19 protein-coding genes and 1 tRNA gene are annotated in these 19,629 nt (G+C 45.9%); 10 read left to right on the top strand and 10 right to left on the bottom strand.

Annotation, left to right across the window (positions count from 1 at the left end; all coding sequences use genetic code 11):
* Positions 1-46: 46 nt before the first annotated feature.
* From rsxC to metG, 4 genes are all read right to left on the bottom strand, one after another.
* The gene (rsxC, locus tag ACWVCM_RS03825; protein WP_455200387.1) at positions 47-1,690 is read right to left on the bottom strand and encodes an electron transport complex subunit RsxC; all 1,644 of its coding nucleotides are present in this window, start codon (positions 1,688-1,690) and stop codon (positions 47-49) included.
* Positions 1,687-2,334: an electron transport complex subunit RsxB gene (rsxB, locus tag ACWVCM_RS03820; RefSeq protein WP_455200386.1), complete on the bottom strand. Its 648-nt coding sequence runs from the start codon at positions 2,332-2,334 to the stop codon at positions 1,687-1,689. Before rsxB ends, rsxC begins: the two co-directional genes overlap by 4 nt.
* Complete coding sequence (gene rsxA / locus ACWVCM_RS03815; protein ID WP_455200385.1) at positions 2,334-2,909, bottom strand: electron transport complex subunit RsxA; 576 nt, start codon at positions 2,907-2,909, stop codon at positions 2,334-2,336. The genes rsxB and rsxA overlap by 1 nt, the downstream gene beginning before the upstream one ends.
* Positions 2,910-3,016: 107 nt before the next feature.
* Complete coding sequence (gene metG, locus ACWVCM_RS03810) at positions 3,017-5,056, bottom strand: methionine--tRNA ligase (RefSeq protein WP_455200384.1); 2,040 nt, start codon at positions 5,054-5,056, stop codon at positions 3,017-3,019.
* A 310-nt stretch (positions 5,057-5,366) separates the two neighbouring features.
* On the opposite strand from metG, the gene apbC reads away from it, so the two are divergent.
* Together apbC and dcd are read left to right on the top strand one after the other, a co-directional pair.
* Complete coding sequence (gene apbC / locus ACWVCM_RS03805; RefSeq protein ID WP_455200383.1) at positions 5,367-6,458, top strand: iron-sulfur cluster carrier protein ApbC; 1,092 nt, start codon at positions 5,367-5,369, stop codon at positions 6,456-6,458.
* 104 nt (positions 6,459-6,562) lie between these two features.
* Positions 6,563-7,129, top strand: coding sequence for a dCTP deaminase (dcd, locus tag ACWVCM_RS03800; protein ID WP_455200382.1), 567 nt, complete (start codon positions 6,563-6,565; stop codon positions 7,127-7,129).
* Here the strand turns inward: dcd and ACWVCM_RS03795 are convergent.
* The 3 genes from ACWVCM_RS03795 to purM all read right to left on the bottom strand — a co-directional run bounded on the left by ACWVCM_RS03795 (position 7,126) and on the right by purM (position 9,878).
* Positions 7,126-7,950, bottom strand: coding sequence for a DUF3108 domain-containing protein (locus ACWVCM_RS03795; RefSeq protein WP_455200381.1), 825 nt, complete (start codon positions 7,948-7,950; stop codon positions 7,126-7,128). The two genes, dcd and ACWVCM_RS03795, sit on opposite strands and share 4 nt — an antisense overlap.
* A gap of 119 nt (positions 7,951-8,069) precedes the next feature.
* Positions 8,070-8,756, bottom strand: coding sequence for a phosphoribosylglycinamide formyltransferase (gene purN / locus ACWVCM_RS03790; RefSeq protein WP_455200380.1), 687 nt, complete (start codon positions 8,754-8,756; stop codon positions 8,070-8,072).
* Positions 8,757-8,822: 66 nt separating this feature from the next.
* Entirely contained in the window at positions 8,823-9,878 is a 1,056-nt protein-coding gene (gene purM / locus ACWVCM_RS03785) for a phosphoribosylformylglycinamidine cyclo-ligase (RefSeq protein ID WP_455200379.1), read from the bottom strand.
* Between the two features lie 97 nt (positions 9,879-9,975).
* On the opposite strand from purM, the gene ACWVCM_RS03780 reads away from it, so the two are divergent.
* The 4 genes from ACWVCM_RS03780 (at position 9,976) to hda (ending at position 13,555) form a co-directional block, all read left to right on the top strand.
* Entirely contained in the window at positions 9,976-11,127 is a 1,152-nt protein-coding gene (locus tag ACWVCM_RS03780; RefSeq protein WP_455200378.1) for a DUF2066 domain-containing protein, read from the top strand.
* Positions 11,124-11,684 carry a CDP-alcohol phosphatidyltransferase family protein gene (locus tag ACWVCM_RS03775; protein ID WP_455200377.1) on the top strand — a complete coding sequence of 187 codons (561 nt, stop codon included), beginning with the start codon at positions 11,124-11,126 and terminating at the stop codon, positions 11,682-11,684. Before ACWVCM_RS03780 ends, ACWVCM_RS03775 begins: the two co-directional genes overlap by 4 nt.
* Positions 11,685-11,708: 24 nt before the next feature.
* Positions 11,709-12,803, top strand: a complete 1,095-nt coding sequence (locus tag ACWVCM_RS03770; protein WP_455200376.1) for an AI-2E family transporter — start codon at positions 11,709-11,711, stop codon at positions 12,801-12,803.
* A 68-nt stretch (positions 12,804-12,871) separates the two neighbouring features.
* On the top strand, positions 12,872-13,555 hold the full coding sequence (hda, locus tag ACWVCM_RS03765; RefSeq protein ID WP_455200375.1) for a DnaA regulatory inactivator Hda: 684 nt from the start codon (positions 12,872-12,874) through the stop codon (positions 13,553-13,555).
* On the opposite strand, the gene ACWVCM_RS03760 is transcribed toward hda, so the two are convergent.
* The 3 genes from ACWVCM_RS03760 to arsC all read right to left on the bottom strand — a co-directional run bounded on the left by ACWVCM_RS03760 (position 13,552) and on the right by arsC (position 15,033).
* Entirely contained in the window at positions 13,552-13,908 is a 357-nt protein-coding gene (locus ACWVCM_RS03760) for a hypothetical protein (RefSeq protein ID WP_455200374.1), read from the bottom strand. The two genes, hda and ACWVCM_RS03760, sit on opposite strands and share 4 nt — an antisense overlap.
* Positions 13,909-14,067: 159 nt before the next feature.
* Positions 14,068-14,670 (bottom strand): NAD(P)H:quinone oxidoreductase, encoded by a 603-nt coding sequence (wrbA, locus tag ACWVCM_RS03755; protein WP_455200373.1) that lies wholly within the window; start codon positions 14,668-14,670, stop codon positions 14,068-14,070.
* Complete coding sequence (gene arsC, locus ACWVCM_RS03750) at positions 14,671-15,033, bottom strand: arsenate reductase (glutaredoxin) (RefSeq protein ID WP_455200372.1); 363 nt, start codon at positions 15,031-15,033, stop codon at positions 14,671-14,673.
* Between the two features lie 187 nt (positions 15,034-15,220).
* Here arsC and ACWVCM_RS03745 point away from each other — a divergent pair, with 187 nt between their 5' ends.
* The 4 genes from ACWVCM_RS03745 to ACWVCM_RS03730 all read left to right on the top strand — a co-directional run bounded on the left by ACWVCM_RS03745 (position 15,221) and on the right by ACWVCM_RS03730 (position 19,629).
* Positions 15,221-15,481: a DUF4398 domain-containing protein gene (locus ACWVCM_RS03745; protein ID WP_455200371.1), complete on the top strand. Its 261-nt coding sequence runs from the start codon at positions 15,221-15,223 to the stop codon at positions 15,479-15,481.
* Between the two features lie 420 nt (positions 15,482-15,901).
* Entirely contained in the window at positions 15,902-18,400 is a 2,499-nt protein-coding gene (locus ACWVCM_RS03740) for an EAL domain-containing protein (RefSeq protein ID WP_455200370.1), read from the top strand.
* A gap of 100 nt (positions 18,401-18,500) precedes the next feature.
* Positions 18,501-19,076 carry a YqhA family protein gene (locus ACWVCM_RS03735; RefSeq protein ID WP_455200369.1) on the top strand — a complete coding sequence of 192 codons (576 nt, stop codon included), beginning with the start codon at positions 18,501-18,503 and terminating at the stop codon, positions 19,074-19,076.
* Positions 19,077-19,544: 468 nt separating this feature from the next.
* Positions 19,545-19,629: transfer RNA gene (locus ACWVCM_RS03730), tRNA-Tyr, on the top strand.

Raw genomic sequence — 19,629 nt, 5'->3', positions numbered from 1 at the left:
TTGCTTGTATACTTTCCAGGACACGTAATTTAACACGTAGTAACGTTTAGTTGTCGTTTTGTATGTCTTCCAGTTTCTTTTTGCGCCGCGCTTCCACTTCTTCAATAAGCTTCTGTTGTTGTTCTGTCAGGTTGTCGATGTTTTGTGGCTGCACGTGTTCCTGCTCTCGTTTTTTTCGTACCCGTTCCATGGCTGCCTGAATAGCCGCTTTTTTATCATCCTGGCTACTGGTTTTTTCTACTACCTTGCGTTTTTGCTTATGGCGTAGCTCACGTTCTTTCTTTTCTCGTTCGATACGGTAATTATGGAACTCGTGTCGTTGTCGAGAAACATCAGAAAACGTTTTTTCTTTCTCCTGTTGCCAGATCGTTGATTTGGCATAACGGTAGTATTGCACCAGCGGAATGGCGCTGGGGCAAACGTAGTCGCAGCAACCACATTCTATACAATCAAACAGGTTATAGTCCTGTACTTTGTCGAACTCCTTGGCGCGTGCATACCAATATAGTTGTTGTGGAAGCAGGCCGGCTGGGCAGGCTTCAGCGCAGGCACCACAGCGGATGCAGGGCATTGCGGTGTTGCTGCGAGATGGTAAGGGGACGTCTCCAGTAACCGAGTTAACCAGAATACAGTTGGTGGTTTTTACTACCGGAACTTCATCATCATGCAGCGCAAATCCCATCATGGGCCCACCCATAATGACGCGACTTAAGGTTTTACGGTTTCCACCACATTCTTCAATTAAATGGCTGACCGGCGTACCAATTAATACTTCAAGTACCTTTGCTTTGGCGACACTGCCGGCAACGGTAATGTAGCGCGAAATTAATGGTTCGCTGTGTTCTATGGCGCGTAGCACGGCGTAAGCAGTGCCGACGTTATGGCATACTATACCAATGTCCATTGGCAATCCCTGGCTGGGCACTTCCTGGTTGGTCAACATTTGTATTAACTGTTTTTCACCACCCGCTGGGTAAACAGTTGGCACCTGTACGACTTCGACATGATCAGCGTCCGCCTCATATATCGCTTCCTGCATTAGTTGCAGTTCTTTTGGTTTATTGTTCTCAATGGCAATAATGCAGTGGTCGATCTGCAGGGCTCGCTGCATGATCTTCAAGCCTTTAACGATCTCGACCGGGTGTTCGCGCATTAACATCTGGTCGCAGGTGATATAAGGTTCGCATTCCACGCCATTTAATATCAGCGTGGTAATTTTTTTGTCTTTGTTTTCCAGTTTCAAATAGCTGGGAAACCCGGCGCCGCCCAGTCCAACGATGCCTGCCTGTTTGATTTCTTCGTGCAGTTGTTCGGCCGTCAGGGAACTGGAATCTCGCGATTGTCCGAAACTACTAATGGTTTTATCTTTTCCGTCGGTCTTTATGATGATACAGGGTGCCGGTAAACCTGAAGGATGGGGAATTGGATAGTCTTCAATAGCAGTTACTGTCCCGGATGTCGTGGCATGGATGGGTGCACTTATATTGTTACCCGCTTTGGCAATGATTTGTCCTTTTAGCACCTGGTCGCCAACATTAACAACCGGTTTGGCAGGCGTACCTATATGCTGATGCAGCGGCAAAATAATTTTTTCTGGTAAGGTGGCGCGTGTCACCGGTGACGAAGTTGATACACGCTTGTGTTCTCTTAATCGCACGCCACCTGAAAAATTAAACAGGCGGCGCATCATGCTTCGGTACCCGTTTTCTTCGATGATGAGTCATCCGAAGGCGAACTGGTTTCACCATTGTTTGAACTGGCTGGTTCCACTCGATTGGCCAACGATGCCAGGTTGTCTGGTAAGCTGTCCGGGAAGTCCCAGGTCCAGGTTTCGGTAGTGGGTTTAATTTCTACCATCTCAATGCAATCCACGGGGCAGGGTGGGAGGCATAAATCACAACCGGTACATTCGTCTTCTATAACGGTGTGCATTTGCTTGGCGGCGCCCAATATGGCATCCACCGGGCATGCCTGAATGCAAAGCGTGCATCCTATGCATATCTGCTCGTCAATGATCGCAACACGTTTGGCTTTTTCTTCTCCGTGCTCAGGGTTGAGTGGTTTGGGATCGCGACCCAGTAAATCCGCCAGTGCAATTATGGTAGTTTCGCCACCAGGCGGGCATTGGTTAATATCTGCTTCACCTTTGGCAATAGCCTCGGCGTATGGTCGGCATCCGGGATAGGTGCATTGGCCGCATTGCGTTTGCGGCAATATGGCATCAATTTTTTCCACCAACGGGTCGCCTTCGACTTTAAAACGAATGGCGGCATATCCCAGGGCCAGGCCAAAGATCACGGCAAGAACGGCTAATGCGACAATAGCGGTAACCATTAATCCAGTCCTGAAAATCCCATAAACGCCAGCGACATCAAGCCCGCTGTAATCAGTGCAATGGCAGGTCCCTTAAATGTTTCCGGTACATCACTGACGGTAATGCGTTCTCGCATACCGGCAAATAGAATAAGTACCAGTGAAAACCCAACCGAAGCACCAAATCCATAAAGCAGAGATTCCATAAACGAATGGTCCTGGCGAATATTTAATAATGCCACGCCTAACACAGCGCAGTTGGTAGTGATCAGTGGTAGAAAAATCCCCAGCACGCGATACAGGATAGGGCTGGTTTTATGTACAAACATTTCGGTCAATTGCACGACCACGGCTATGACTAAAATAAATGCGATTGTCCGCAGGTAGACAATATCAAGGGGTTCCAGAATATAGGCATTCACCAGGTAACTGCACGCAGAGGATAGCGTCAGTACAAAGGTAGTGGCGAGTGCCATGCCAGTCGCAGTTTCCAGTTTGCGGGATACTCCCATAAACGGACACAGGCCAAGGAACTGTACCAACACGAAATTGTTGACCAGTACCGTAGATAACAATATTAAGAAATATTCTTTCATATCATTGATCGTGTGACGTATCGGATCCTTGCTGGACTACATTGGTCAGTGCGACCAGGATGATGACAAATAATTATGAAGTCAGTCCGGTATTTATGTGGCTGAACTTACTTAACTCGCATGCCAGGTTGCGCGCCAGGATCAGGCTGTAAAATCCATAGGTCTTTCCCACCGGGTCCAGCAGCCAGTACCATGCCTTCCGATACGCCAAAGCGCATTTTCCGTGGGGCGAGGTTGGCGACCATAACGGTATGTTTACCTATTAAGTCATCCGGCTGGTATGCGGATTTGATACCCGCAAAGACATTGCGTGTCTCGTCACCGATATCCAGTGTCAACTGTAATAGTTTATCAGCGCCTTCTACTGCTTTTGCATCCACTATTTTCGCGATACGTAAATCCAGTTTGGCGAAGTCGTCATATTGAATGGTTTCTGCAATCGGTTCCATGTTTGATCCCGTTTGGCTTGAAGCCGGTTTTGGTGCGTTGCTGGCGGTTTGTCTGGCTGCATCATTTAACATGGCGTCAATTTTTTCCTGTTCAACGCGTGTCATTAACGGTTTAAATTTCTTAATCTTGTGGTTAATTAACGGTTCCTGGTAATTATCCCAGTTGAAAGGCTCGACATTTAAAAACGCTTCGACATTGCTTGCCATAACTGGCAGTACGGGTTTTAAATACGCAATGAGTACTTTAAACAGGTTTAATCCCGTGCTGCAGATATCCAGTACCTCTTGCTCTTTACCTTCTTCCCTGGCCAGTACCCAGGGCTTGTTTTCATCAATAAACTGGTTGGCTTTATCGGCCAGTGCCATGATTTCACGCATAGCGTGACTGAATTCCCGGGCTTCGTACAAATCAATAATATTCTTTCCAGCGTCAACAAAAGACTGGTAAAGATCGCCGTGCGCCTGTTGTTTCGCTAACGTGTTATCAAATCGTTTGCTGATAAAGCCTGCGCAACGGCTGGCAATGTTCACCACTTTCCCAACCAGGTCTGCATTCACGCGAAATGCAAAGTCTTCCAGGTTAAGATCCAGGTCATCAATGCGGCTGGTTAACTTTGCCGCGAAGTAATAGCGTAAATACTCCGGGTTTAAGTGATCAAGATAATTGCGCGCATTAATAAATGTGCCGCGCGATTTTGACATCTTTTGCCCGTTGATCGTCAGGAAGCCATGGGCATAAACCGCAGTGGGTGTACGGAATCCGGAACCTGCCAATACTGCTGGCCAGAATAACGCGTGGAAGCGAATAATGTCTTTACCTATAAAGTGGTAAAGCTCGGTTTTACTATCTGCCGTTAAATATTCGACAAAATCCAGGTCATCGCGTTGGTCACATAAATGCTTGAAGCTCGCGAAATAACCCATCGGCGCATCCAGCCATACATAGAAATACTTCCCGGGTGAGTCTGGAATCTCAAAGCCAAAGTAAGGGCTGTCACGCGAGATGTCCCATTCCTGCAAACCAATTTCAAACCATTCATCCAGTTTGTTTGCGACTTCGTCCTGCAAATGACCTGCGTGTAACCAGGTTTTTAGCATGTCTTCAAAATCCGGCAGCCTGAAAAAGAAGTGCTCGGATTCTTTTTCAATGGGGGTTGCCCCGGACACTGCCGATTTAGGATTGATTAATTCGGTGGGGCTATAGGTGCTGCCGCATACCTCGCAATTGTCACCATATTGATCCTCCGATTTACACTTGGGGCAGGTGCCTTTAACAAACCGGTCGGGTAGAAACATTTCCTTGTCCGGGTCGTAGAGCTGGGTAATAACCCTGGAACTTATATGGCCGTTTTGTTTCAGGCGTGCGTAGATGGTTTCTGCGAGTTCACGATTCTCATCAGAGTGTGTGGTGTAGTAATTGTCAAAAGCGACATGAAAGTCAGCAAAATCCGCTTGATGTTCTTTATGAATCCGCGCAACTAGCTCTTCTGGGGTAATGCCTTCCGATTGGGCGCGCAGCATAATGGGTGTGCCGTGGGCATCATCGGCGCAGACATAAGTACACTGCAGCCCGCGCATTTTTTGAAAACGCACCCAAATGTCGGTCTGAATGTATTCCACCAGGTGGCCAATATGGATTGAGCCATTGGCATAGGGTAAGGCGCTGGTTACTAGAATTTTTCGTTTTGTGTCTGTCATGCAACTATATATTGTCAGTTTATTGTGTGGTGATAAAAAACGATTGCTGAGAATAAATTTGCTCGCTAAGTGCTTGGTTGCACAGATTTTACCGGGTAAAGCTCAGCAGATATATGATTATACAAGAATATTACGATAAGGGTTTAAATCGTGTAAACTTGGCCCCATTTTCTCAGGCATTGGGATGCTTATTGGGGAAGATTCGAAAGACAACTCAGGCAGGCTATAGATGATTCAGCCTGAAAGCACCCATGACCAATATGCGAAAAACTTACATCTTACGTTTGTGCTAACTTCAAGGAGTTTTGCTATGTCCAGTATTTCACGCGATCAGATCGAAGCTGCGATCAAACAATACATTGATCCGTATATGGAGTCTGATCTCGTATCTGCCAAGGCAGTCAAGAATATCGCGGAAGACAACGGCAAGGTCACAATTGATGTCCAGTTGGGATTTCCTGCCAAAGGTCACCACGCGGAGTTAACAGCAAAACTGAACGAAGTGGTTGGCGCTGTGGACGGCGTATCCGCTGTTACCGTCAATATCGACACCAAAATTGAAGCTCATACCACCCAAAAAGGGGTGAAACCCATTAATCAGGTTAAGAATATCATCGCCATAGCATCCGGTAAGGGCGGTGTCGGAAAATCAACCACTGCAGTGAATTTGGCGGTGGCCCTGGCCGCAGAGGGCGCCAGCGTGGGTATTCTTGATGCGGATATTTATGGGCCCAGTCAACCCCGCATGCTGGGTGTCGATCAAAAACCCGATTCCAAAGATGGGAAAAGCCTGGAGCCATTAATCGGTCACGGCATACAGTCCATGTCGATTGGTTACCTGATCGATGAAGAAACACCCATGATCTGGCGCGGTCCCATGGTCACCCAGGCGCTGGAGCAATTGCTCAACGATACCAATTGGGTTGATGTTGATTATTTGATCATTGATTTACCGCCAGGCACGGGGGATATTCAACTTACCCTGGCGCAAAAAGTACCCGTGAGTGGAGCCGTGATTGTTACTACGCCGCAGGATATTGCTTTGCTGGATGCCCGCAAGGCACTCAAAATGTTTGAAAAAGTGGACGTGCATGTTTTAGGTATTATCGAAAACATGAGTATCCATATCTGCAGCCAGTGCGGCCATGAGGAACATATCTTTGGTACCGGCGGTGGCCAAAACATGTCTGAGCAGTATGACGTGGATTTTTTGGGTGCATTACCGCTGGATAAAAAGATTCGTGAAGAAGTCGATAGTGGTCATCCGACGGTCGCCGTTGATCCGGAAGATCGAATTTCGCAAATTTATCGCGAAATCGCACGACGCACGGCAGCCAAGTTATCGCTGAGGGCCAAAGAATATAGTGCGAAGTTCCCCAATATTGTGATACAAAACAACTAGTATTCAATGTCGTTTAATCACAACTTTTAATTACAACTATTTATTGACAAGAAGGATCGTTGGTTGAAGTAACGCACTAACGGCGTAACAGGGGACAGGTATTAATGAGCATTAAATCCGACCATTGGATTCGCCGTATGGTAGAAACCCAGGCGATGATTGATCCGTTCGAGCCCGGCCAGGTTCGTGAGAGTGAGCAAGGACGAATCATTTCCTATGGCACCTCAAGCTATGGTTACGATATACGTTGTGCCGACGAATTTAAAATTTTTACCAATATCAACTCTGCAATTGTTGATCCCAAGAATTTTGATGACAACAGTTTTGTCGACGTTAAATCTGACGTTTGCATTATTCCGCCCAACTCGTTTGCGTTGGCCCGCACCGTAGAATATTTTCGCATTCCGCGTAATGTGTTAACTATTTGTTTAGGTAAGTCCACATATGCCCGTTGCGGCATTATCGTGAACGTGACACCACTGGAACCGGAATGGGAAGGTCATGTGACATTGGAATTCTCCAATACCACACCATTACCTGCAAAGATTTATGCGAACGAAGGCGTCGCGCAGGTATTGTTTCTTGAGTCTGATGAAGTTTGCGAAACATCTTATAAAGATCGAGGCGGGAAATACCAGGGGCAACAGGGCGTCACTTTACCCAAAGCCTAAGGTTTTGCATCTGTTTCGTAGACTTTCCTGTTGGGGAGTGGAATACCTTCCAGTTCGATGAGATTGGCTGTCACAGGACCATCATCTTCTTTTTTTCGCTGTTCAATACGTACGGGAAGAAACTGCAATTCTTTTGCGCACCACAGGGTGGTTTGCCGTTTACTCTTACTGACCACGACTTTTACTGTGTCAAAGTCCCCCAGGTCAATTGAAACCCTTTCAATGCCGGTAATTTTAATATCATAAGATTTCATGACGCCACCATCGGCCACCTTGTAATTTAAGTTATTTTTACCCTCACTGAGGTCATACATAATAGCGAGTTGGTAGAGCAATTTATCCAGCGTGTTTTCTTCCAGATCCATTTTCCAGGGATCACCATTGATAATATTGGTGACCTGGTATTTTTCCCAGTCGAATAGCAGTTTCACATTGCGTTTTTGTTCACTGCTGTTCTGGTAGGTGTATTCATGAGGTACGAGTTTGTTGTTGTGCAAGCGCCAATGACTGCGTTCGACGACTTTCCCGCGGGTGAATAGTTTCGCAATGCCACCTGGTTTGGTTACTGACTCAAACATAAATTGGCCATTACCTTTGTCGTGCAAGGTTCTTTTAGTGCTGCCTACTGACATAACACCCTTGGTAACCTGGTAATGTGCTGTGAAGGGTGTTGGTACTTGTGCAGCAGTCGCAAACGAATGAAAGGAGAACAGAACCGAAAATATTGAAGACCACCGCAAGGCAAGACACCAGATACTACTGGTGGAAACTCTTATTGAAGCATTGGTATTAGTCAGTCGTTGTGACTTGTCAAAACTCACAGCGTGTCCTTTTAAACATTATGCTTTAAGTATTAACTATCAAGCATTTAAAGGCGAGTTTTTAAAGGGTAAATTTTACAGATTTCTGACGAAACAGGCTTAAATCGCTTTATTTCTAATTAGGCTAGTGGATTACTGTTAGGTTCCACCGGAAATTGAACCGGTTCTGTTAGCAATTGGTTGTCCAGGTACACCTGGTTGTCCCGAAATTCCAGGCGCGACTCCGCATACCAACGGATAGCGAGGGGATAGATTTGGTGTTCTCGCTGTAATACGCGATTAGCGAGCTTTTCTGCGGTATCACCTTGTTGCACGGGTACTTGTGCCTGCAATATAGCGGGTCCGCCATCCAGTTCCGGCGTGACAAAATGTACCGTGGCTCCGTGTTGAACCTCTTTGGCGTCGATAGCGCGTTGATGTGTGTTAAGACCGCGAAACTTTGGTAATAACGAAGGATGAATATTAATCATCATTCCAGAATAGCGTTTTACAAAATTGTCAGACAAGATGCGCATGAAGCCTGCTAATACAATGAGGCCCGGTTGATAGGCATCGATGCATTCTTGCAGTCGGCGATCATAATCCTCACGAGACATATTTTTATCCGCTTTTATGACCTTCGTTTTTATGCCAGCCTGTTCGGCGCGTGTCAGGCCATAGGCTTTTTCACGATCGCTGATGACCACTCGAATTTCTATGGGTAAATCCTGCTGTGCTGCGTCAATAATTGCCTGTAGATTGCTGCCATTGCCGGACACCAGTACTACGACAGGCAATCTGGTTTGTGCTGACGGCCGAGGATTCATGGGCGATATTTGTTGCGTTGCAAAGCGGTCAGGAAAAATTTGGTCAATGTTTGGAGATCGTTGTTGTTAAATGATAGTGACTCTTTCATTTTTGTTGTCACGTTCGACGATCGACCCGATTTCAAATGCCGTTTCGCCCTGCTGCTTGAGATGCTGGATGGTTTTGTCTGCATCCTCTGCTTTGACTACCACGACCATACCGATGCCGCAGTTAAAAGTGCGTAACATTTCTTCTTCTTCAACGTTGCCGTTGTCCTGGATCCACTGGAAAATTTGCGGTTGCGTCCAACTGTCTTTCCTGATCTGAGCTGAACAGTTGTCCGGGAACACCCGTGGCAGGTTTTCCAGTAGTCCACCGCCAGTAATATGCGCCATCGCATGCACTTCAACGGATTTCATCAGCGACAGCAATGGCTTAATATAGATGCGCGTTGGCTTCAGCAATGCTTCGCCCAGTGTTGTACCTGCGAATTTTTCCAACAAATCAGCGTTGCTGACATCAATAATTTTGCGAATCAGTGAGTAGCCATTGGAATGGGCGCCGGACGATTGCAGGCCTATTAATGTATCGCCAGGCGCGACTTTCTGGCCATCGATAATGGCGTCTTTCTCAACGACGCCTACTGAAAATCCTGCCAGATCATATTCATCCATCTGGTAGATACCCGGCATTTCGGCGGTTTCACCACCCACCAGGGCTGCGCCAGCCAGTTCGCACCCGGCGGCAATACCCTTGACGACATCTGCAGCGACATCGACGTGTAATTTTCCAGTGGCATAATAATCGAGGAAAAACAGGGGCTCGGCGCCCTGGACAATCAGATCATTAACACACATGGCCACCAGGTCGATACCAATGGTGTCGTGGCAGCCCATGGTCATGGCCAGTTTCAGTTTGGTTCCAACCCCGTCAGTACTGGACACGAGCACCGGCTGGCGATATCGTTCCACAGGCAGTTCAAACAGGGAACCAAACCCGCCCAATCCAGCCAAAACCTCGGGACGACTGGTTTTTGCTGCATAGGGCTTAATTTTGTCAACCAGTTCATTACCTGCGTCGATATCAACACCGGCGTCCTTGTAACTTAATGATGATTTCGAGGCTTGATCTGTTGGATTCATATTTTGCATATCCTTGAAAAATGCGTAAATTTATGTGATCTAGACAACATTTGAAAACTTGACATCCTAACCACCGTCACATAGCGTGAATTGTATTATGAAAACATTCAAATTTGATAAATTTTTAGCAGTAACTTTCCTCCTGTTCTGGATTTCCGGTACCCAGGCAGCGGTTGTTCAGGGTTTATACGAATCTGAAAAAGTGGTTCCAAACCAGTCGAAATCCCACCGCTCTGAAGCGATGAAAACTGCCCTGATTGAGGTGTTGGCAAAAGTCAGCGGTCGTCCTGATGTGGGTACACTCCCTGAAATGGCCAGTGCACTGGAAAAACCGGCTAATTATGTCCAGCAGTACCGGTACCGTAAAATTCCTGAGAACAGCTATCTATCTACAGAGGCGGCCCAGGGTTCACAGTTAATCTGGATGCAATTCGATGTGCGGGCGGTTAACAAGCTGCTGCAAAAGAATAACTTACCGGTCTGGGGGCGGACCCGTCCGTCGACACTAATCTGGTTAGCCGTCGAACAGGATGGCGCACGCTATATGATTGGGAGTAATTCCCAGGAAGAAATTCGTTATGCCCTGGAAAACGAAACCAGGCGCCGGGGTGTGGCCATGGTGCTTCCCTTGCTGGATCTCGAAGACCAGCAGAAACTCACTTTTGCCGACGTGTGGAACAATAATCAGGAACCCGTATTTCAGGCATCCATGCGCTATCAGGCAGAAGCTATTCTGGTAGGACGCATAAGTCTGAGCGCGAATGACAACTGGCAAGGTCGCTGGGTGTTATACGAAGGTGGGCAGGGACTGAGCTGGAATACCCAGGGCACCTTTGTAAATCAATTGTTAGACGCGGGGGTGTTGGGCACGCTGGAAATCCTGGGTTCTAAATATGCTCAAGTTTATGACGGCACCACACCTGGCGTTTTTGATGTCGCTGTGGTGGATATTAAATCACTGGACCAGTTTGCCCGCGTTACGAAATATTTGAAATCACTGGAGCAGGTAAAAGGTGTCTATCCTACCCACGTTGATGATACCAGCGTCACTTATCGACTCGATATTCGCGGCAATTCCAAAGGCCTTATTCAAACCATTGGTTTGGGGAATGTATTGGCAGCCGTTGGTACCCCTTCAGATCCCAGTAATGTGGGTAGTAGTACCATGCCGGGTTTCCAGGCTGGCCAGCAAATAGAAATCCAGGAAACAGCACCGACCACCGCGCATATCTATCGTCTGGTACCGTGACCCCCCGCGATATACCCAATATCATCAGCCTGTTGCGAATTGCGCTGGTTATTCCGGTTGTTTATTTACTGTTAGAGCGCCAGTTCAGCTATGCCCTGGTGTTGTTTTTTATTGCGGGCATTTCAGATGGTCTGGATGGCTACCTGGCGAAACGAAATCAATGGATAACACGCCTTGGCAGCATACTCGATCCTCTTGCCGATAAATTATTGCTGGTATTTTCTTATCTTGCCCTGGGCTGGTTAGGTGAAATCCCCATGTGGCTGGTTATCGGAGTGATGGCTCGTGATGTGATCATTGTGGTGGGAGCCATTTCCTATCATGAGCTCATTGGCGAATATGACATGATGCCAACATGGATGAGTAAGACGAATACTTTCTTTCAAATTCTGTTAATTCTCGTGGTGGTGTTTTCCCTGGGCGCATATTCATTACCCGAACTATTTATTGAAGCATTAGAATACATCGTCGCAACTACTACTTTGGTCAGCGGTATTAACTATGTTTGGGTATGGGGCAGACGTGCAGCCAATACAAAAAATTCAAACGCGGGATAAAACTAAGCAGGCCGGTTTATTCAAATGATTACCGCATCTACTAGATGGTTTCTTTTTGCCGGTATTGTCGCAACAGGATTATTAATTTACCTGTTGTCGCCGGTGCTTATGCCATTTTTAATTGGTGCGCTGTTGGCTTATCTGGGTGATCCCCTGGTGGATCGTCTGGAAGCGAAGAAACTTTCTCGTACTGCTGCTGTGATAGTAGTCTTTGTCGTTATCCTCCTGGTTGTATTGTCTTTACCATTAGTTTTATTGCCGCTGATTGAGCAACAAATTACAGCATTAATAACAAACATCCCCAAGTATATTGACTGGGTGCAAAACACCGTCGTGCCATTTTTAAGCCAGAAATTAAACGTTGACGCCAGTTTGTTTAATATCGAAACGGTGAAGAAAAGTATCACTACGCACTGGCGCGACGTTGGCGGGATCGCTGGTTACATAGTAAATACTGTATCAAAGTCAGGATTTGCGTTGCTGGCCATATTGGCTAACCTGGTACTGGTGCCGGTTGTTACCTTTTATTTGCTGCGTGACTGGGATGTGTTGGTGGAGAGAATTCACCATTTGCTGCCGCGTAAACAGGAACCTGTTATCAGCATGTTAGCCAAAGAATCAGACGTGGTATTAGGGCAGTTTCTGCGTGGCCAGCTAATGGTAATGGTGGCATTGGGCACCACATATACTATTGGGCTCTGGATTGTTGGGTTGGACCTGGCCTTGTTGGTGGGTATGATTGCAGGCCTGGTAAGTTTCGTGCCTTACCTGGGTTTTATTGTTGGTATATTGCTGGCGGGTATTGCTGCCATTATGCAATTTGGTGACGTAACTTATTTGCTCTACGTCGCCATTGTATTTGCCATCGGTCAATCTTTGGAAGGTATGGTGTTAACACCCTTGCTGGTGGGTGACAAAATTGGATTACATCCGGTAGCAGTTATCTTTGCTGTCATGGCAGGAGGGCAGCTATTTGGCTTTGTTGGTATTTTAATAGCTTTACCTGTGGCTGCGGTTGCGGTGGTTATTCTACGTTATATATATGGCGTCTATACTGAAAGTGAACTATACGGCAAAGAAGAAGATAAAGCGCCTTCGGGGGAAGGGGAAGCCGAGTAGACAGCGTTGAGGCTGAAAAACAGCTCACAATAATTGTATTCCATTTTCTCAATCAATCATTTCATACAATGCAGCAGATTCCACTGGGATTTAAGTTCAACAACGAAGCGACATTTAAAACATTCGTTGTAGCTGATAACGCACAGGCTGTTCAGGCTATCCAGAGCCTGGGTCAGGATGTTAACGAACATTATATTTACATTTGGGGTGCGCATGGAGCTGGAAAATCCCACTTGCTACAGGCGCTTTGTCAACAATATGCAGAGCAGCATAAACCAGTTGCCCTTCTGGATCTGGAAAATAATGATCAGTATTCACCGGTAATGTTAGATGGGCTGGAAAAGTTGTCGCTGGTATGTATTGACGACATTCAAAGCATTGCTGCTAACGCTGAGTGGGAAGAGGCGTTATTCCACTTTTTTAATCGCATGCGTGACCACAATATTCCACTGCTCATTTCAGGCACGCAGCCTCCGGCTCAATTGAACCTGCAATTAAATGATCTGCAATCCCGGCTGGGTTGGGGGCTGACCTTGCAGATCAAATTTCTCGATGACCCACATAAACTTCAGGCGTTGCAAAAGAGAGCTTCCCTCCGAGGTATGGAGCTAAGTGATGAGTCGGGGCAGTTTTTATTAAGCCGTTACTCCCGGGATCTGAATGATTTGTTTAGCCTGTTAAACAGGCTCGACAAGGCCTCGCTCAGCGAGCAACGGCGACTCACAATACCTTTTATTAAAGATCATATCTAACAGGTGGATGATCCGTCTTCTACAAACAACCAAATGCCATTGGGCGTTGACTCATTTTCTAATGCTGGGCGAACACTAATTTGTCCGCAGGAAACGCCAAAATGAATCAGTGTTTTTACAATAAAACTGGTGTGTTTGGTTTTATTGGCAGATACCACGTGAATGACCTGGTTGGGTTTTTCGCAGGCCACTGTAGCGCAACGGCGTAATATTGCGAGTTCCTGATGGGTCGCAATGACATGCTCCTTAATATTCAGGCAAATACCCCAGAGTGCTCTTTTGGCGAGATGGGGGAAGTACGTTGCTGGGATGGGATGATTCTTAGCAATAACATTTTCCTGAATAGTATCCATAACTATTTCCTCAATAACTTGTTGTGAAAAGGGGACTCATTGAAATTAAACACCACAACAAGGGCATTGAGGTGGTACAAAAATGATAAATTATGACAATGAGTTATTCGATGTAAGCACCGGGAATTTGTGATCTGTATCTCACAAAACGGAGCGATGTTACTGTTTTTTCTGATTTAGTGTCAGGGTTATGCTTGCTAGGCGCTTCCCCAGAGTATTGCACAAGCGCTGTTCTGTTTCCGTGATGGGAAGGTCATTATTGGCACCCGCAACATGACTGGCACCATAGGGTGTTCCTCCGGCAGTTGTTTGCAACAAATCTGCATCTGTGTAGGGCAAACCTAGAATGACAGCACCGTGGTGCAACAACGGCACCATCATCGAGAGCAGGGTGGCTTCCTGGCCACCATGCATGGAAGATGAAGAGGTAAACACCGCAGCCGGTTTATCCACCAATGTGCCGGACAACCAGAGTGACCCCGTCGTTTCAAGAAAATATTTTAATGGTGCGGCCATGTTTCCAAAACGCGCCGGGCTACCCAGTGCAATTGCAGCACATTGCTTTAAATCATCGTGGCTGACATAAGGTGCGCCTTTATCGGGTACGGGGCTTTCCGTAGCTTCGCAGACGGTAGAAACAGGTGGTACTGAACGAATGCGGGCCTGGGCACCGGGTACAGACTCAATACCCCGTGCGATCAGTTTAGCCATTTCGGCAATTGAGCCATGCCGACTGTAATAAAGTACTAATATTTCAGTCACTTATGATATCTCCCTGCATATTATTTTCAGGACATTTTCCGGAGGCCGGCCCAGAGCAGCCTTGTTACCCGAGACGACAATAGGTCGTTCTATTAACCTGGGGTGGGCAATCATTAAATCTATGATTTGTTCATCGGTAAGCGACATATTATCGAGACCATGCTCCTTGTATTCTGCTTCTTTCTTGCGCAATACATCGCGAGGACTCAGGTTGAGCATCGTCAGAATATGTTTTAATTCGGATTTCGAAGGGGGCGTTTTCAAGTATTCCACAATTACGGGCTTAATGTTCTTCTTTTCAATTAGCTGTAATGTTTGCCTTGATTTAGTGCAGCGTGGATTGTGGTAAATGGTTACAGACATGCCGGGATCCCCTCTTTTTTCAGACGATTTTACCTCTGTATATTGCCAAAGTGTGTAATATTTTATTGCCTTGACACTATACAACGCGAGTGCTAGCTTGAAATCAAATAATATGCACTGATCTCTGTAATTAAACAGGTTTTCAATGATTCTTACAAAGCTCAAATACGCCACATTCGCAGTATGTATGGGGTCGCTATCACTGCTCTCTGGTTGCGTGTCTGCTCCGGTGCAGGAAATGAGTGATGCACGTCAGGCCATACAAGCAGCAAAAGAAGCTGGTGCGCAACCCGATTCTCAGCACAATTTGCAGAAAGCGGAGTCCCTGTTAAAAGACGCTGAATTGGCCCTTGAGAACGGGGAATACAAGAAAGCGCGATCAACTGCCCTTGAAGCGCGTAATGAAGCAATGCAAGCTCAAAAAGAAGTAACGAGTACTTCCCCTTAGTTCATTTAATATCCAATCCTTTTCTGATCATTGGCAGCTTTGCGTGTTGGCAACGTTGTCTCGAACTTTTTCTAATTTTTACTCAATTAATAACCGCTTAATTAGCTATAGTGCTGCTGCAGCTCCACGATAAGTGGTTGAAATTTAGTTATTTTAAAAACCTACTTTTGCTATGGGCATTATTTATGCATTTGTAAATTCGATAGAAACACCTGCGAATACTGAGAGGCTGGATAAATTGATTTCAAGCTTGCAGCGGGATAAACCGATAAATTAGTTGGCAGGGCTCTATAAAGTTTCAAGAAATATTACCGTTAGCATCTTAGGAAGAGCAGTCTTGTTACAGTGAAAATTCACTGATTTTTCAGAAACATAGCGCATACAGATTTGCAGTGTAAATGCGGGAAACCAGTTCTAGCAATGAAAGACCAGGTGGCGGTACCGAAAAACATTTTATTAGTGAGTGACAATCAGCACGAATGCGCTGAGATAACTGAGTTGCTCAATCAATCTACACTGGAAATTTCCAGAGTCACTTCTCGCCTCCTGAGCAAGGAATTTGGTAAGGAAAATGAGGGGCTGGAATACGATGTTGTTGTCGTTTCCATCGTGGAGCCAGCTAATTCAGGTAGCGAATCAGTTGAGCAAGTGGCCAGTTTGGGCATTGATTCACCCGCTATTCTAATTACCCATTCTGATGTTTCATCCACTGTACCGCAATCAATGCGTGATAAGTGCCAGGAATCTTTTTTACGTAAGGATATCACTCCCGCATTACTCGCCTGTTCCATTGACTATCTAACCAGCAATTTCAATTTGCGTAATACCTTGAAGGAAACTGAAATCCAGTACGAAGCGTTACAAGGTACGGTATCAGAGGGTGTTGTAACGTGTGGTGCCACCGGGGTGATTGAATCGATCAATCCCATGGCAGCACAGATGCTAGGCATCCCGACGGATGAAGTACCAGGAAAACGCTTAACTGAATTTCTGGACAGTGATTCTCAACATGGCGTAGAGCAGTATTTGCAAAGTGCGTTATCGAATCGTGTAGATTTGCTACCCAGGTTGAAAGAAGAAGTGGAAGCTAAGCGTACAGACGGCACACGATTTCCTATGGAGTTAACGATCAGTAGCACCAGGCTATCCGGGCGCTATGTGTTTACCTGCATTTTAAGTGACATTACTTTTATTAAACAAAAGGAAGAAGAATTACAGCTGGCCGCTACTGCTTTCGAAACTCATACAGCCATATTAATCACCAGTGTTAAGGGTACTATTCTGCGCGTTAATCCGGCATTCACGCAGATAACCGGTTACACCGAGGAAGAAGCGGTGGGAGCCAATCCAAAAATGCTGCAGTCGGGACATCATGGGAAAGATTTTTACGATGTTTTCTGGCATTCCATTAAAACTACGGGTAAATGGGAAGGAGAGATCTGGAATAAGCGTAAAAACGGGGAAATTTATCCCGAATGGCAAACGATTACGGCGGTTAAAAACAACGCCGGTGAAGTCACTCATTATGTTGCAACCTTTCAGGATATTACCGAGCGAAAACAAACTCAGGCGTTAATTGAGCATCATGCTTTTTATGATGCTTTAACCAACTTGCCAAATCGCCGTATGATGCTTGATCGCCTGAATCAGGAACTGTCTGCAGCGCGTCGACATCAGATTTATGGCGCATTGTTATTTCTAGATCTGGATCATTTTAAGAACTTGAATGATTCCATGGGGCATGCAGTGGGAGATTCCCTGTTGCAACAAATGGCCAAGCGTCTGTCGCATCATGTACGCGTGGAAGATACCGTTTCACGTTTGGGGGGAGATGAGTTTGTCGTATTACTGTCGAATTTGGGGCCGGATAAAAACACGGCGACTGCAACCGCAAACACAATTGCCAAAAAAATTCATGGATCCATTTCTAGGCCCTACCAGCTGGAAGGCCATTCATTCAACTTTACTTCGAGTATAGGTATTACCTTGTTTCCGTTCGAGAATGATACGGCCGACGATGTGTTAAAACATGCCGATGCAGCGATGTATCGCGCAAAAGGTAAGGGCAGAAATGCGATCTGTTTTTATCAATCCAGCATGCAGGCAGAAGCGGATCAACGCTTGCAATTGGAGAAAGAGCTGCGTGTCGCTATCGATAAGAACGAACTGGTGCTTTATTATCAGCCTCAATTCAGTAATGACGGTTGTTTGGTTGGAGCTGAGGCATTATTACGTTGGAGTCATCCCAGGCGTGGTATTGTGGAGCCTAAGGATTTTATCGCATTGGCAGAAGAAATGAATTTGATCCAGGCAATGGGTGCCTGGGTGATTGAAACAGCGGTTAAACAATATGCCGCCTGGCTTGATAATGGACTATTTAAGGGAAGCGAGTACATTGCTGTTAATGTCAGCCCGAAACAAATCCAGCAAGATGATTTTGTCGCGATAATTGCCGATGCACTGAAGGACAGCAATATACCACCTCAGAGTTTGAAGTTGGAGCTGACTGAAAGTGTTCTGCTGAACGATTTACATGATGTGGTCGACAAAATGAATCAGTTAAAAGACCTGGGTGTGTCATTTTCCATGGATGATTTTGGTACCGGATTTTCCTCGTTATCCTATTTAAAACGCTTGCCGTTTGATCAAATAAAAATTGATAAAACATTCATTAGAGATGTATCGCACGATATTAATGATGCAGCTATCGTTGAAACGATTATCGCAATGGCAGCGCATCTAAAGCTTGATGTAATTGCTGAAGGTGTGGAAACGGAGGAGGAGTTTGAGTTTCTACAAGGAAGAGGGTGTTCCCACTATCAGGGTTTTTATTTCAGCACTCCGTTGCAATCTTCTTCCTTTGAGCAAACCGTGCGGCAGTTGCAGGACCAGGACAAAACAGCGGCCAACGCCGGCTAATTCATCTTTAAAGCCATACCTCCCTCTCGCAATGTGTTTGGCGTCCCGTTTTAAGGGATGGTACACTTGCAAGCCAATATTTTCGATTGGCAATAAATCAATGACAAAAAAATTTGCGAGAACCGAGGCGGCCTTTGAGGGTTTTCTCTGGAGAAGTCGATTTGTAGTTTTGTTTGCAGTCATCGCGAGTCTGTTTACCTCGTTAGCCATGTTTTTTATTGCAACGGTCGATGCCTATTATATGGGCACGCATTTAATCGGCTATGCTTCACCGGAACTGGATACTGCAGCGCGCAATGCGCTCCGTTCCGAAACCATTACGCATGTCGTGGAAATCATTGATGGATATTTATTGGCGGCGGTATTGTTGATTTTTGCCCTGGGCTTGTATGAACTCTTCATTAGCCGCATTGATATAATCGCTGATGATGATGACCATGGTACGGCGTCGAATGTGTTGATCATTAATAGTCTGGATGATTTGAAGACCCGTCTGGCCAAAGTCATTTTAATGATTTTGATTGTCCGGTTTTTCGAGCATGCAATTAGTATGAAATTCGATACGCCCCTGGATTTGCTGTATCTCGCTGCCGGTATTGCCTTAATCGGATTGGCGCTCTATCTGAGTCATGAGGGAGACAAGCATTCAGTACCGGTCAAAATAGATGATCATTGATGGTCAGGCGATTAATGGTGTTTTTAATCTAACCCCCACGCCCATTCAATTTTTAGCGATCTGGTTGAATTTTAGCCGAAATATTTAGTGAGTTGTTGGCAGTATCTGCCGGGCTGTGTGTCGCAGTGACGATTCATGGCTTTGTTGTTTGTTAACCTGGACATGAATCTTGCATTAGGTTGGGCCCAATTTGGAACGGGCTTGTAGAAAGTCACGGTGAGTCGGGTCATTATTTGGGCTGCTGCAATTGGTTTAAGAGGTCTGCATTGAATATGTTTGCTGAATGTAGCGCCTGAACACAGAAATCAAGCACTTAGCCTCATGCTGATACTGATTTAATTTTGCTCAAATTTACTATGTAATTGTTTCACTTTGGTTAATGGATCAAGCCCAAATTTTTTAATCATGGGTGACGTAAGCTATTGACACAATGTCAAATTTCCATCAAACTACGTCGCTTGCTTTTTGGGAGGGGTTCCCGAGTGGCCAAAGGGATCAGACTGTAAATCTGACGGCTCAGCCTTCGGAGGTTCGAATCCTCCCCCCTCCACCA

This window comes from Kaarinaea lacus (genome assembly GCF_975902315.1).
This window is presented reverse-complemented; position numbering and strand designations above follow the sequence as displayed.